Annotated in this window: 14 protein-coding genes; 6 read left to right on the top strand and 8 right to left on the bottom strand. The window is 68.5% G+C overall.

What is annotated here, in order from left to right; genetic code table 11:
- Positions 1 to 54: 54 nt before the first annotated feature.
- Entirely contained in the window at positions 55 to 1,278 is a 1,224-nt protein-coding gene (gene ispD / locus J7E45_RS13175) for a 2-C-methyl-D-erythritol 4-phosphate cytidylyltransferase (RefSeq protein ID WP_215069865.1), read from the bottom strand.
- 71 nt (positions 1,279 to 1,349) lie between these two features.
- Positions 1,350 to 1,832 (bottom strand): CarD family transcriptional regulator, encoded by a 483-nt coding sequence (locus J7E45_RS13170; protein ID WP_017201416.1) that lies wholly within the window; start codon positions 1,830 to 1,832, stop codon positions 1,350 to 1,352.
- Positions 1,833 to 1,967: 135 nt separating this feature from the next.
- Here J7E45_RS13170 and J7E45_RS13165 point away from each other — a divergent pair, with 135 nt between their 5' ends.
- A complete protein-coding gene (locus J7E45_RS13165) occupies positions 1,968 to 2,495 on the top strand; it encodes a DNA modification methylase (RefSeq protein WP_215069864.1) in 528 nt (175 codons plus the stop codon).
- 58 nt (positions 2,496 to 2,553) lie between these two features.
- Here the strand turns inward: J7E45_RS13165 and J7E45_RS13160 are convergent, their stop codons facing one another.
- The gene (locus tag J7E45_RS13160; protein ID WP_215069862.1) at positions 2,554 to 3,240 is read right to left on the bottom strand and encodes a response regulator transcription factor; all 687 of its coding nucleotides are present in this window, start codon (positions 3,238 to 3,240) and stop codon (positions 2,554 to 2,556) included.
- A complete protein-coding gene (locus tag J7E45_RS13155; protein WP_215069861.1) occupies positions 3,237 to 4,460 on the bottom strand; it encodes a cell wall metabolism sensor histidine kinase WalK in 1,224 nt (407 codons plus the stop codon). The genes J7E45_RS13160 and J7E45_RS13155 overlap by 4 nt, the downstream gene beginning before the upstream one ends.
- Positions 4,461 to 4,676: 216 nt before the next feature.
- Here J7E45_RS13155 and phoU point away from each other — a divergent pair, with 216 nt between their 5' ends.
- The gene (gene phoU, locus J7E45_RS13150; protein WP_215069860.1) at positions 4,677 to 5,387 is read left to right on the top strand and encodes a phosphate signaling complex protein PhoU; all 711 of its coding nucleotides are present in this window, start codon (positions 4,677 to 4,679) and stop codon (positions 5,385 to 5,387) included.
- Between the two features lie 93 nt (positions 5,388 to 5,480).
- On the opposite strand, the gene J7E45_RS13145 is transcribed toward phoU, so the two are convergent.
- Positions 5,481 to 6,230, bottom strand: a complete 750-nt coding sequence (locus tag J7E45_RS13145) for a phosphoglyceromutase (RefSeq protein WP_091028925.1) — start codon at positions 6,228 to 6,230, stop codon at positions 5,481 to 5,483.
- Positions 6,231 to 6,289: 59 nt separating this feature from the next.
- Between J7E45_RS13145 and J7E45_RS13140 the strand changes: the two genes are divergently transcribed.
- Entirely contained in the window at positions 6,290 to 7,117 is an 828-nt protein-coding gene (locus J7E45_RS13140) for a class I SAM-dependent methyltransferase (RefSeq protein ID WP_215069859.1), read from the top strand.
- 2 nt (positions 7,118 to 7,119) lie between these two features.
- Here the strand turns inward: J7E45_RS13140 and J7E45_RS13135 are convergent, their stop codons facing one another.
- The 3 genes from J7E45_RS13135 to J7E45_RS13125 all read right to left on the bottom strand — a co-directional run bounded on the left by J7E45_RS13135 (position 7,120) and on the right by J7E45_RS13125 (position 9,295).
- Entirely contained in the window at positions 7,120 to 8,250 is a 1,131-nt protein-coding gene (locus J7E45_RS13135; protein WP_215069858.1) for a folate-binding protein YgfZ, read from the bottom strand.
- A gap of 1 nt (position 8,251) precedes the next feature.
- Positions 8,252 to 8,854, bottom strand: coding sequence for an FABP family protein (locus J7E45_RS13130; RefSeq protein WP_091028915.1), 603 nt, complete (start codon positions 8,852 to 8,854; stop codon positions 8,252 to 8,254).
- A 150-nt stretch (positions 8,855 to 9,004) separates the two neighbouring features.
- Complete coding sequence (locus J7E45_RS13125) at positions 9,005 to 9,295, bottom strand: hypothetical protein (protein WP_091029229.1); 291 nt, start codon at positions 9,293 to 9,295, stop codon at positions 9,005 to 9,007.
- 73 nt (positions 9,296 to 9,368) lie between these two features.
- Here J7E45_RS13125 and J7E45_RS13120 point away from each other — a divergent pair, with 73 nt between their 5' ends.
- The 3 genes from J7E45_RS13120 to J7E45_RS13110 are packed head-to-tail and all read left to right on the top strand — an operon-like array spanning position 9,369 to position 13,255.
- Positions 9,369 to 10,052 carry a response regulator transcription factor gene (locus tag J7E45_RS13120; protein WP_167635053.1) on the top strand — a complete coding sequence of 228 codons (684 nt, stop codon included), beginning with the start codon at positions 9,369 to 9,371 and terminating at the stop codon, positions 10,050 to 10,052.
- Positions 10,053 to 10,103: 51 nt separating this feature from the next.
- Complete coding sequence (locus tag J7E45_RS13115; protein ID WP_091029225.1) at positions 10,104 to 12,269, top strand: RNA degradosome polyphosphate kinase; 2,166 nt, start codon at positions 10,104 to 10,106, stop codon at positions 12,267 to 12,269.
- Positions 12,266 to 13,255 carry an NUDIX hydrolase gene (locus J7E45_RS13110; RefSeq protein ID WP_244175866.1) on the top strand — a complete coding sequence of 330 codons (990 nt, stop codon included), beginning with the start codon at positions 12,266 to 12,268 and terminating at the stop codon, positions 13,253 to 13,255. The genes J7E45_RS13115 and J7E45_RS13110 overlap by 4 nt, the downstream gene beginning before the upstream one ends.
- Positions 13,256 to 13,314: the final 59 nt, after the last annotated feature.

The raw sequence follows: 13,314 nt of genomic DNA, 5'->3' as shown, positions 1-13,314 counted from the left end.
CACCGAGGTTGTGACGTTCTGCCGACGGATCAGGGGTATCTTCTCCGACGATCGTCACATGCTCCGCGGAGCGTCGGGCACGATCACCGCGATGGCGGTCACCGCGATGCCCTCGCCGCGTCCGGCGAAGCCGAGCCCGTCGGTCGTCGTGGCCGTGACCGACACGGGGGCACCCAGAATCGCGGACAGCACCCCCTCCGCCTCGTGCCGACGAGGGCCGAAACGCGGCCGGTTCCCCTGCAACTGCACGGACACGTTGCCGATCACGAAACCGGCCTCGGCGAGCAGTGCACGCGTGCGAGCGAGGAAGACGTCGGCGTGTGCGCCGGCGTACTCGGGGTGGGACGTGCCGAAGTGTTCGCCGATGTCGCCGAGGCCCGCCGCCCCCAGGAGCGCGTCGACGATCGCGTGGGCAACCGCATCGCCGTCCGAATGCCCGGAGAGCGGCTGCTCTCCCAGCCACTCGAGGCCGGCGAGCCAGAGGCTCCCGTCGCCACCGAAGGCATGGACGTCGGTGCCGATTCCGACGCGAGGAATGCTGGGGATGTCCACCGAGGAGTCCGGGCGCGCCACCGGAGCCGATGCTTCCAGCAGGTGCCGGGCCCGTTCCAGGTCGCCCGGAGTCGTGATCTTGAACGCGCGGGCGGACCCGTCGATGTGCCGCACCCGGTATCCGGCGGCCGCGAACAGAGCCGCATCGTCGGTGTATTCGATCCCGTCGGCCCGCGCGGCTTCGTAGGCCGCTTCGAGCTCTGCGCGCGGGAAGCCCTGGGGCGTCTGCGCGGCAGCCAGCTCGGAACGGTCCACGGCCGAGACCACGGCGCCCTCCGCCACCTTCTTGAGGGTGTCGACCACGGGCAGCACGGGGATCACGCCCTCTCCCGGCACGACAGCCCGAGCGACCGCATCGATCTGCGCCGGAGGAGTCAGGGCGCGAGCCGCGTCGTGCACGAGAACCGTCTTCACATCGCCCCAGAGCGCGGCGAGACCGGCAGCGACGGACTGCTGTCTGGTCGCGCCACCGGTCACGACGCGGCCGAGGTCGCGTCGGTCCCCTGCCGCCGCGTCCAGCTCCGCCAGCGCATCCCCCTCGTGTCCGGCCGGGGCGACGACGACGACCTGAGCAGGTGCTGCGGCGAAGACGCCGTCGAGCGCGTGGCGGAGGATCGAGTGCGCGTCGATTCCCACGAGGGCCTTCGGCGCCCCCGCTTCCAGCCGGGTGCCGGAACCGGCGGCGACGACGATGATCGCGGTGTCGGGTACGGGAAGCAGAGTCACCGTCTCACGCTACCGCGTGGCGGGAACGACGAAGGGGCGGATGCCGAAGCATCCGCCCCTTCGCAGAGAACTCAGGAGGCGAGGACCTCGTCGAGCAGTGCGCCCGCCTTGTCCTCGTCGGTCTTCTCCGCGAGCGCCAGCTCGGAGATGAGGATCTGACGAGCCTTCGCCAGCATCCGCTTCTCCCCTGCGGACAGGCCGCGGTCCTGGTCGCGGCGCCACAGGTCGCGGACGACCTCGCTCACCTTGATGACGTCGCCCGAGGCGAGCTTCTCGAGGTTCGCCTTGTACCGACGAGACCAGTTGGTGGGCTCTTCGGTGAAGGGTGCGCGCAGCACCTCGAAGACATGATCGAGACCTTCTTTTCCGATCACGTCACGAACGCCGACCAGGTCGACATTCTCCGCAGGGACCTCGATGATGAGATCGCCCTGGGTGACGTTGAGCTTCAGATATTTCTTCGCCTCACCCTTGATGATGCGCTCCTTGACCTCGATGATGGTCGCAGCGCCATGGTGGGGATAGACGACGGTTTCGCCAACCTCAAAAAGCATAAAAACGTGTCCTTTCGGCAACCTCAAGGATACCACAGGGGAGATGCGCTAAGGTTCGCGCCCCCTGGGCCCCGGGGCCGTCGCGACTTACCCATAGAATGGATACGGACATCCCGCCGGACCTCAGGAGGACCCGTGAAATCGCGCCTTGTTGCGTCTGCTGCGCTCAGCGCTCTCGTTCTGTTCGGCGCCACCGGGTGCACATTCATCACTCCTCAGTCCACCAAGACCGAGTACGCGGCTTCCGACGGTGTGAACATCTCCGACGCCGACGGCCCGATCGATGTGCGCAACGCCCTCGTCATCGCCACCGACGACGGCTCGGTCGGCAGCTTCATCGCCGGCATCGTCAACCCGACCGATGAGAGCGCCACGCTCACCATCGCGCTCGCGGACAGCGAGCCGTTCACCGTCACCGTTCCGGCGGGTGGCACGGTGAGCCTCGGCGCCGACGAGGAGCCGCTGCGCATCGTCGGCCTCGACACCATGCCCGGCGCGACCGTCGAGATCCACTTCCAGTCGGGCGACTCCACGGGCGTCAAGGCCGAGGTCCCGGTGCTCGACGGCTCGCTCCCCTACTACGCAGATCTGGTCCCCTCGGAGTCGGTACCCACTCCGACCCCGATGCCGACCGACACGGCAGCTCCGGCGCCTGCGGACTGATCCGCTGCACGGAACACGAAGAGGCCGGCACCCCGCGGGGTGCCGGCCTCTTCGGCGTTCAGCCCTCGAAGCGGTATCCGAGACCCCGCACGGTGACGAGCATCACGGGCTCGCTCGGGTTCTCCTCGATGCGGGAGCGGATGCGCTTGATGTGCACGTCGAGCGTCTTCGTGTCGCCGAAGTAGTCGCTCCCCCACACCCGATCGATCAGCTGACCGCGCGTGAGCACTCGTCCCGAGTTGCGCATGAGGACCTCGAGCAGCTCGAACTCCTTCAGCGGCATGTTGATCTGCTCGCCGGCGACCGAGACGGTGTGCCGGTCGATGTCGAGTGAGACCCTGCCGCCGTCGAGCACACGCTCGTCGAGTTCGCTGTCAGCCTGCACCACCCGCCGCAACACGGCGCGCATGCGGGCGAGCAGCTCGCGGGACGAGTAGGGCTTCGTGATGTAGTCGTCCGCCCCGAGCTCGAGTCCCACCACGATGTCGACCTCGGAGTCCTTGGCCGTCAGCATGATGATGGGCACCGCCGACGTCGAGCGGATCTGTCGACACACCTCGGTGCCGGGCATCCCCGGCAGCATCAGGTCGAGCAGCACGATGTCGGCGCCCCGCTCCCGGAAAGCCGCGAGCGCGCCGGGGCCGTCCTCCTCCGCGATCTCCACCTCGTACCCCTCACGTCGCAGCAGGTACGCGAGCGGGTCGGCGAGGTCGGGCTCGTCTTCGACGAGAAGGATTCGGGTCATGCTCTCTCTCCGTTTCGAACGCGCGCGGATGCCGCAGCCTTGGCCGCTTTGCGCGCACGCTTCTTCTTGCTCTTCTTGCCCGTATCGGCGTGGTCGGGGGCATCGATCCGAGGAAGTCGGATCGTGAAGGTGGACCCACGTCCGGGGCGCGACCACAGCCGCACCTCCCCGCCGTGGCGCTGCGTGGCGTGCTTGACGATGGAGAGCCCGAGTCCGGTGCCGCCCGTGCGGCGGGAGCGGGCCTCATCAGCCCGGTAGAAACGCTCGAAGATGCGCTCCCGATCGGCCTCGGCGATGCCGATGCCCTGGTCGGAGACGGCGATCTCGACCACGCCGTCCTCCGCCCGGACGCCGACCCCCACGCGCGAACCGCGGGGTGAGTACACGATGGCGTTCGCGATCAGATTGCCGACGGCCTCGATCAGGATCTGCGCGTCACCACGCACCCATACGCCGCGGTCGCCTCCCCTGGCGAGCTCCACGCCCGCGGAGTCGGCCTGCACGACATGAGCCTCGATGGAGGCGGCGACGACCTCGTCGATCGCGACGGGGCCCACCTTGGTCAGACCGTCTTCTGCCTGGAGCCGGGAGAGGCTCATGATGCGTCCCGTGAGCTGGCCGAGCCGTCCTGCCTCCGCCGAGATCCGGGCGGCGAAGATGCGCACCTGCGCCGGGTCATCGGCTGCGGACTCGATCGCTTCGGCGAGAAGGCTCACCGCGCCCACCGGTGTCTTCAGCTCGTGGCTCGTGTTCGCCACGAAGTCCCGGCGCATCTGATCGAGCCGTTCCTGCTCCGTGACGTCGCGGATGATCAACAGGACCAGGCGGCTGCCGATCGCACTGGCACGAGCAGAGACGAGTCGCGGATCGAGGCTCAGTCCGCCTCGCGTGATGCGCATCGACTCGGTGGCCGTGCCGCCGGCCGTCCTGATCCCGCGCACCAGCTGACGCAGCTCCGGGTTGTCGAGCGTCGAGCCGACCTCGATCCCGAACCGGCTCGCGGCGTCCGATGCCGCGAGCACCAGCCCGGACGTGTCGACCACTCCGGCCGCGTCGTCCATGCTGTGCAGCACATCGGTGATCCCGGACGGAATCGCCAGCGACGTCTCCTCCTGAACCCGGGCCCGCGCCCGATAGGCCCACACCACGAGCAGGGAGAGGCCCACGCCGATCACCAGCCCGATGGCGAGCGAAGACAGCGCGAGCTGCGGCAAGGTCATGTCATAAGCGTAGAGTGCGTTCACCGTCCGTCCGGCGGGTTTCCGCGCGCTGGCGGGAAGAGGAGAAGTACTATTCACGTGCTGGGCACCGTTCGTTAACCTTCGAAGCAGACAATCGCTTCGGGCTTGTGCGGGAGCACAGACCTGCTCCTGTGCGGACGACCCGCCTTCTCGCGCTGACTCAGCCGAGATCCGAATGAAAGGTTGCGCCCCAACATGCGCGAAGTCTTCCACCAGTCCCTCGAGGACCTCCAGAACCGCCTCGTCGAGATCGCCGACCTCGTCACGGTCTCGATCGATAAGGCCACCAGGGCTTTCGCCACCAGCGACGTGGCCCTGGCCGAAGAGGTCATCGCCGACGACGCGAAGATCGATGAGCTGGCCGTCGCCCTCGACGAGCAGGCCATCGAGATCCTCGCGCGCCAGCAGCCGGTCGCCCGCGACCTGCGCATCGTCGTCACGGCACTGCGCGTGAGCGCCTCGCTCGAGCGCATGGGAGACATGTCCGAGCACATCGCCCAGCTCGCCCGACTCCGCTTCCCCGAGCGCGCCATCCCGAAGGGTCTCAAAGGCACCTTCGTGAAGATGGGCGAGCTGGACGTCGAGATCTCCCGCACCCTGTCGGATCTTCTGCGCACCGGCGACCTGCGCTTCGCCGACACCATCCGCAATGCGGACGACGACGTCGACGAGCTGCACGCCAACGTCTTCGAGAAGGTGCTCAGCGACAACTGGAAGGGTGAGGCGACCGCGACCGTCGACGCCACCCTCGCCAGCCGCTACCACGAGCGCTTCGCCGACCACGCGGTCGCCGTCGCCAAGAAGATGGTCTATCTCGCGACCGGCGACTGGGCCGTCGAGGAGGAGGACATCCGCCTCGCCGTCGAACAGCAGGAACTCGGCCAGCAGGAGCTCGGGCACGCCTGACCCGCCGCGCGAGACCCCGTTTTCACGACGAAACCCCGTGCTGCAGACATCTGCAGCACGGGGTTTCGTCGTGTTCCCGGGGGTTTCGGGCTCTTACTTCTTGCCCTGGGCCGCGACGGCTGCGGCACCGGCGGCAGCGGCCTCCGGGTCGAGGTAGCGACCCGGGCCGGTGGGCACGTTGTTCTCGTCCAGCTCGTAGACCAGCGGGATGCCGGTCGGGATGTTCAGCTCGGCGATGTCGTCGTCGCTGATGCCCTCGAGGTGCTTCACGAGACCTCGCAGCGAGTTGCCGTGCGCCGTGACGAGCACGGTCTTACCGGCCTCGAGGTCGGGGACGATCGCGCTCTCCCAGTACGGCAGCAGACGGTCGATGACGAGCTTGAGCGACTCGGTGCGCGGCACCTCGCCGTCGATGCCCGCGTAGCGGACGTCGTTCACCTGGCTGAACTCGCTCTCATCGTCGAGCACGGGCGGCGGCACGTCGAACGAGCGGCGCCAGAGCTGGAACTGCTCGGGACCGAACTCCTCGAGCGTCTGCGCCTTGTCCTTGCCCTGCAGCGCACCGTAGTGGCGCTCGTTGAGCCGCCAGGAGCGCGTCACCGGGATCCACAGACGGTCGGCGGCATCGAGCGCGATGTTCGCCGTCTGGATGGCACGGCTCAGCAGGGACGTGTGCAGCACGTCGGGGAGGATGCCGGTCTCGGCGAGGAGTTCTCCGCCTCGACGCGCCTCCTTCTGGCCCTGCTCGTTGAGGCGGACGTCCACCCAACCGGTGAACAGATTCAGTTCGTTCCATTCACTCCGGCCGTGGCGGAGCAGGATGAGGGTGCGCGTCGCAGTCATGTCGCCAGTTTATCCGGGCGCGGGCCGGCGCTCGATTCGGATGCTGGGAGGATGGAGACATGGCGTCATCTCCCCTCGGTCGGCCGACCCGTGGCACCACGGGGACGAACCGGCTGCGGCGCAACGACCGCTGGATCGCCGCGAGCGATGCCCTGCGCCGGGCATCCGACCCACTGGTCATCGATCTGGGCTACGGCGCCAGCGGCGTCACGGCATTCGAGCTCGCCACGCGCCTGATCCGGGTGCGCGACGACGTCGAGGTGCGCGGCCTCGAGATCGACCCCGCGCGCGTCGCCACCGCCGATGCTCAGCTCGCCGAGGTCCGAGCCGGACGGACGCCCTTCGCGTCCGATCTCCCCGTCTCGTTCACGCGAGGCGGTTTCGAGGTCCCGCTCCCCGGCGGACGGCGAGCCGCGGTGATCCGCGCGATGAACGTGCTGCGCCAGTACGACGAGCAGGACGTCCCGGACGCCTGGGCCCGCATGGCGTCACGCCTGGCGCCGGACGGCCTGCTGTTCGAGGGGACCTGTGATGAGATCGGCCGCGTCTCGAGCTGGATCGACGTCGACGCGCACGCCGTGCCGCTGCGCTTCACGATCTCCCTGCGCCTGGCCGATCTCGAGTGGCCGAGCATCGTCGCGGAACGCCTGCCGAAGGCGCTCATCCATCGCAACGTCCCGGGGGAACGGATCCACACGCTGCTGGTCGACCTCGACCGCGAGTGGGAGCGGGCGGCGCCCCTGTCTACGTTCGGCGCCACGCAGCGTTTCCTCGCCGCGGCGAGCGCTCTTCGCGCGCAGGGGTGGCCGGTGCTCGGCGGCCGGACGCGCTGGCGGCTGGGCGAGCTCACGCTGCCCTGGGCGGCCGTCGCTCCCCTCGCGGACTGAGGTCAGCTGCCGACGCCGGTGCTGCGCGGGTCGGGCGCAGACGGACGACGAGACAGCCGCGTGAGGCGCGGGATGTCTGCCATGGCACCGGCATCCGCCGGCACGATTACCTGTTGGGACGCTGCGATATCGATGCCGTCAGCACGCACCACGAGATCGCCGACCGGTGCGCGACGGGACAGGATGGCGAGCGCGATCGGCCCGTCTTCATGGTGCCGGGCCACCGACGTGATGTGCCCGACCTCGTCGTCACCCGCGAACACCGCGGCTCCGGGCTCAGGCAGCACGGCGTCGCTGCCGTCGAGGTGGAGCGCTGCCAGACGGCGCGGAGGGTGCCCGAGGTTGTGCACCTTGGCGACGGTCTCCTGCCCGCGGTAGCAGCCCTTGTTCAGGTGCACGGCGCTGCGGATCCAGTCGGACTCGTGCGGCAGCGAGCGCTCGTCGACCTCGGTGCTCCACCGCGGACGCCAGGCGGCGATGCGCAGCGCCTCGGCGGCAAGGAGTCCTGCGAGGGCGTCGCGGTCGATCGACGCGGCGAGCGCGTCCGCTGCATCCGCGCTGACGATCGCGACGCGCCACGCGTAATCCACCGCGGGATGCTCGGGAACCTCGGCGTACTGATGCCCTCCGCTGCTGATCCGCTGCCACGGATCCGCCCAGATCAGAGGGCTGCCGTTCGGCGCGAACGCTGCGTCGGATGCCGTCGGCGCCACCGTACCCCCGTCGATGTAGCCGATCAGCGTGAGGTCGGGACGCACGTCGACCGTTGCCTGCGTGCGGAACTTCATGCGGGTCAGCCAGCCGGCGAGCGCCTCGGCGTCACCGGCATCGGCGAGAAGCCAGGTGGATGTGCCGTCGTCGAGGACACCGGCCGCGTGCTCGACGCGCCCCTGCGGGTCGAGCACCAGCAGCTCCGTGCTCTCGCCGGGGGCCAGATGGCCCACCGACTGCGAGGTGATCGAGTCGAGCCAGGTCAGCCGCTCGGCTCCCGAGACCTCGATGACCGTCCGGTCGCGGAGAGGAGCGAGGGCCGCACCGTCGGCGAGTCGCCGCTGCTCGCGGAAGGCATCACCGAAGTGCATGATCCGGTCGCCGTCAGACACGACGCCGTCGAGCTCGCCGAAGCCCGGCATCTCAGACCTTGGCCAGTCGCGCCGAGGCGTGCGAGCGGAGCGGGGTGCCGAGCGCTGCGACATCCCATGCCCACAGCAGGTGGCCGTCGACCAGGCCGTACATGCGGGACGAGGCGGTGTGCACCTTCGCGCCGGCGCTGCGGACGACGGCATCCGTGCCGATGTCGACGCGCGGTCCGTTGATCTCACCGATGTAGAGCTCGAGCGCGCCGTCGGAGTGCGCGACCGACACCTCGATCGGGAATCCGCCGCTGGGAGCGCGCAGCTCTTCGACGTCGTCGACGGTGCGCGTGACGGCGGGAGCCAGGGGCGGGAGCAGTGCGGGCCCCGGATCCGCCGGTGCGGCCGGGCGGGCGAGCCGCCAGAAGCCGGTCTCGGCGAGGAGCGCGGTGGCCGGTGCGCCGTCTTCCGAGAGGAACGTCGCGGTACCCGAATAGTTGAGGAACGGGCCGCCGTCGTGGCTGAAGCTGACCCGGTGTGTGAACTCGCCCTGCAGACGTTCGTCACCCACCGGATAGTCGATGACGCCCGTGCCCTCCCACACGCCGATCAACCACGCGAGCGGGGCGAGGTCGGCGGGAAGGTCGGTGGGGAGTTCGATCACGATCGCGTCAGCGCTGGCCGCGGAAGAGGTTGCGCAGCACCACTGCCGAGACGAAGACGATAGCGAGGCTCGCGAGGCCCAGCAGGCCGATGAAGAAGATTTCGAGCGCCATGAGGTCCATGTGCTCCACCTTACCGCGCCGCGCCGGCGTCAGGACGGGATCAACGCAGCCAGGCCGAAACCGATCGAGATGAGGCCCATCAGCAGCAGGGCGCCCGTGACGCTGCTCGCCACCCGGAAGATGAAGCCCTGCGTGCGCCCGTACCAGAGCTGCACGGCGAACGACAGCAGCACGACGCCGCCGAAGCCGACCAGCATCCAGGGCACGCGCCATTCCTCCGGCACGAAGATGCCGATCGCCACCGTGGCGACGAACGCCGTCGCCCACACGACGATCACACCGACGAACGCGTTGCGCGGTGCGAGTGCTGGATCCGTCATGACACCATTGTTGCGCATCGCGTCCCGGTATCATGGCGGCACGGCGTCGATCCCCCGTCGGTGAGGAGTGCGCGTGGCCCTGGTCCTGGTTCTGACCAACGCTCCGCTCTCGGAGCAGGTCCTGCCCGCTCTCGAGTTGCTGAGCCATAAAGCGCGCCAGATTCCGGCGGAGCCCGCGCAGCTGGTCAACGCCCCGGAGTACGACGTCGTGATCGTCGACGGTCGTCATGACCTGGTGGCGGCGAAGTCGCTGTGCCGCCTGCTGCGCGCCACCGGACAGGACGCCCCCTTGCTCCTCGTGGTCACCGAGGGCGGGATGAGCGCGCTCTCCGGCGATTGGGGCATCGACGATGTCCTGCTCGTCACCGCCGGCCCTGCCGAGATCGACGCACGGCTGCGTCTCGCACTGGCGCGGCGCGATGACGTCGCCGAACCCTCGCGGGTGCAGGCCTCCGGCGTCACGATCGATGAGCAGTCGTACTCGGCGAAGCTGCGCGGCAGACCGCTGGACCTCACCTACAAGGAGTTCCAGCTGCTCCACTTCCTTGCCACACACCCGTCACGCGTCTTCACCAGGGAGCAGCTGCTCAGCGAGGTCTGGGGCTACGACTATTTCGGCGGCACCCGTACCGTCGACGTTCATGTGCGGCGGCTCAGGGCGAAGCTCGGCGACCAGGAGCAGATCATCGGCACGGTGCGCAACGTCGGCTATCGCTTCAACGTCAACGAGGACGAGAGCGTCGCCGCTGCCGGGTGAGGACGGACGCTGTTCACACGAGCGTCACCCGGCGGTGCTTAGATGTACCCCATGATCGATCCCGCACTCGCCGATGCCGGCCTCGGAGACGCCGAAGACGATGACTTCGACGCCATCGAGTCGCCCGACTCCCAGCTCCCGGACCACCGCTACCTTGATCGCGAGCTCAGCTGGCTCGCGTTCAACCAGCGCGTGCTGGAGCTCGCCGAGGATCCGTCGCTGCCCGAACTCGAACGGGCCAACTTCCTGGCGATCTTCGCCAGCAACCTCGACGAGTTCTTCATGGTGCGCGTCGCGGGCCTCAAGCGGCGCATCATGACCGGACTCGCGGTGCCGACCAACATCGGCCGCTCCCCCGTGGACGCCCTTGCGGACATCTCCCGCGAGGCGCACGCCTTGCAGCTGCGTCACGCGGATGCATGGATCTCGATGGTGCGACCCGCTCTCGCCGAGTCCGGCGTGGAGATCACCGACTGGTCCGAACTCACCGACGGCGAGCGCTCCGCCCTGTCCGAGTACTTCCAGGCCCAGGTCTTCCCGGTGCTGATGCCGCTGGCCGTCGACCCGGCGCACCCGTTCCCGTACATCTCGGGCCTCTCGCTGAACCTCGCCATCCGCATCCGCAACGCGCGGACCGGTCGGCAGGAGTTCGCGCGCCTCAAGGTGCCGCCCATGCTCCCCCGCTTCGTCGAGGTGCCCGGTGGTGGCGAGATCAAGCGCTTCCTGCGTCTGGAAGAGCTCATCGCGAACCACCTTGGCGATCTGTTCCCCGGCATGGAGGTGCTCGATCACCACGCGTTCCGGCTGACGCGCAACGAAGACGTGGAGATCGAGGAGGACGAGAGCGAGAACCTCATCCAGGCGCTCGAGGCTGAGTTGCTCCGTCGTCGGTTCGGCCCGCCGATCCGCCTGGAGATCACCGACGACATGGATGACGTCACCATGGACCTGCTGGTCCGTGAACTCGACATCACCGACCTCGAGATCTACCGCCTCCCCGGCCCGCTCGATCTGCGCGGCCTGTTCGATCTGTCCCGCATCGACCGCCCCGACCTGCGCTACCCGCCGCACCTGCCCACCACGGCCGTGGCCTTCCAGCCCGCGGGATCGAGCAACCGCGCCGACATCTTCAAGGCGATCCGCAAGTCGGACGTGCTGGTTCACCACCCGTACGAGTCGTTCACCACCAGCGTGCAGGCGTTCCTCGAGCAGGCTGCCCGCGACCCGCACGTGCTCGCCATCAAGCAGACGCTCTACCGCACCTCCGGCGACAGCCCCATCGTGCAGGCGCTCATCGACGCGGCCGAGGCCGGCAAGCAGGTTCTGGCACTCGTCGAGGTGAAGGCGCGATTCGACGAGGCCAACAACATCGTCTGGGCGCGCAAGCTCGAGAAGGCCGGCGTGCACGTGGTCTACGGACTCGTCGGGCTGAAGACGCACTGCAAGCTCGCCCTCGTGATCCGCGAAGAAGACGGCAAGCTCCAGCACTACTCCCACGTCGGCACCGGCAACTACAACCCGAAGACCAGCCGCATCTACGAGGACTTCGGCCTCTTCACCGCAGACGCGCAGGTCGGCAAGGATCTGACCCGACTCTTCAACGAGCTCAGCGGCTATGCCATCGAGAAGAAGTTCAAGAGGCTCCTCGTCGCCCCGTTGCACCTGCGCAAGGGTCTCGTCCGCCAGATCGACGCCGAACGCAAGAACGCCGAGGCCGGCGTGCCCGCGCACATCCGCATCAAGGTCAACTCGATGGTCGACGAGGAGATCATCGACGCGCTGTACCGCGCGAGCGCCGCGGGAGTGAAGGTCGACGTCTGGGTGCGCGGCATCTGCAGCCTGCGCACGGATCTCGACGGCATCAGCGACAACATCACGGTGCGCAGCATCCTCGGCCGCTATCTGGAGCACTCGCGGATCTTCGCGTTCGAGAACGGCGGCGACCCGCAGGTGTACATCGGCAGCGCCGACATGATGCACCGCAACCTCGATCGTCGCGTGGAAGCACTGGTGCGGGTCACCGATCCCGCCCACCTGAAGGAGCTGCAGACGTTCTTCGACCTGGCGATGGATGCCGGGACGACCTCGTGGCACCTGGGCGCCGGCGGCGTCTGGGAGCGCCACGCCGTGGACGCGGACGGCAAGCCCCTGATCGACCTGCAGGATAAGACCATGGGGTTGATCCAACGGCGTCGCCGCGCACGGGCGGTTCGATGAACACTCGGCAGCTGCAGCTCCCGCCCGACACGGCGACCGGTTCGAAGTGGGCGGACAAGGCCGTGTATGCGGCGGGAGCTGTGGTCTGGCGACTCGTCGAGGGCAAGCTGCGGATCCTCCTGATCCACCGCACGAAGTACCGCGACGTCACCCTGCCCAAGGGCAAGGTCGACCCCGGAGAGATGCTCGCTGAAACCGCCGTGCGGGAGGTGCACGAGGAGACCGGCATCCGCGTCTCGCTCGGGGTGTCTGTCGGTGTGAGCCGGTACCACCTGGCATCCCAGAAGCAGAAGGTCGTGCACTACTGGGCGGCGGAAGCGACGGACGCCGCCATCCGGGAGTCGACGTTCGTGCCCAACCGGGAGATCGCCGCATTGGAGTGGGTCAGCGTGAAGAAGGCGCGTGCGCGCCTGAGCTACCCCGTCGACCTCGAGATCCTCGACTTCTTCTCCAACCTCGTCGACGACGGCGTGCTGCGCACCTTCCCCGTGATCGCGCTGCGGCATGCGAAGGCCACGCCCCGTTCGGAGTGGGACGGGTCGGATGCCTCCCGTCCGCTTACCGAGCGCGGACGCAAGCAGGCGAAGTCGATCGTGGGACCGCTGCGTGCCTTCGGCGTGCGCCGGATCGTGACCAGTGACGCGGTGCGCTGCGTCGAGACGATCACCCCGCTCGCCCGTGCGCTCGATCGCAAACCCGTGAAGACCGACAAGATGAGCCAGGACGCCTGGGAAGACGGCGAGTCCGATCTGCGCGCGGTCGTCGGACGCCGTATCCGCGCCGGCAAGCCGGCCGTGCTGTGCAGCCACGGCCCGGTGCTGCCCGGCCTGCTCTCGGAGATCGCGCTGGCAACCGGCACCATCCAAGGCTCGTATCTCAGCAGCGCCGCAGACCTCGAGCCGGCCGCGTTCTCGGTCGTCCACCTCTCCTCCACGAATCCCGGATCCGGGATCATCGCGATCGAGACCCACATCCCGAAGGTCTGATGCGTCGACGGGCTCCGCGCCCCAGGGCCGCAATCTCGCGGGAGCACCCCAGAGAGTCG

Origin of the sequence: Microbacterium sp. ISL-59, from assembly GCF_018613945.1 — a bacterium.
GTDB lineage: Bacteria > Actinomycetota > Actinomycetes > Actinomycetales > Microbacteriaceae > Microbacterium > Microbacterium oxydans_B.
This window is presented reverse-complemented; position numbering and strand designations above follow the sequence as displayed.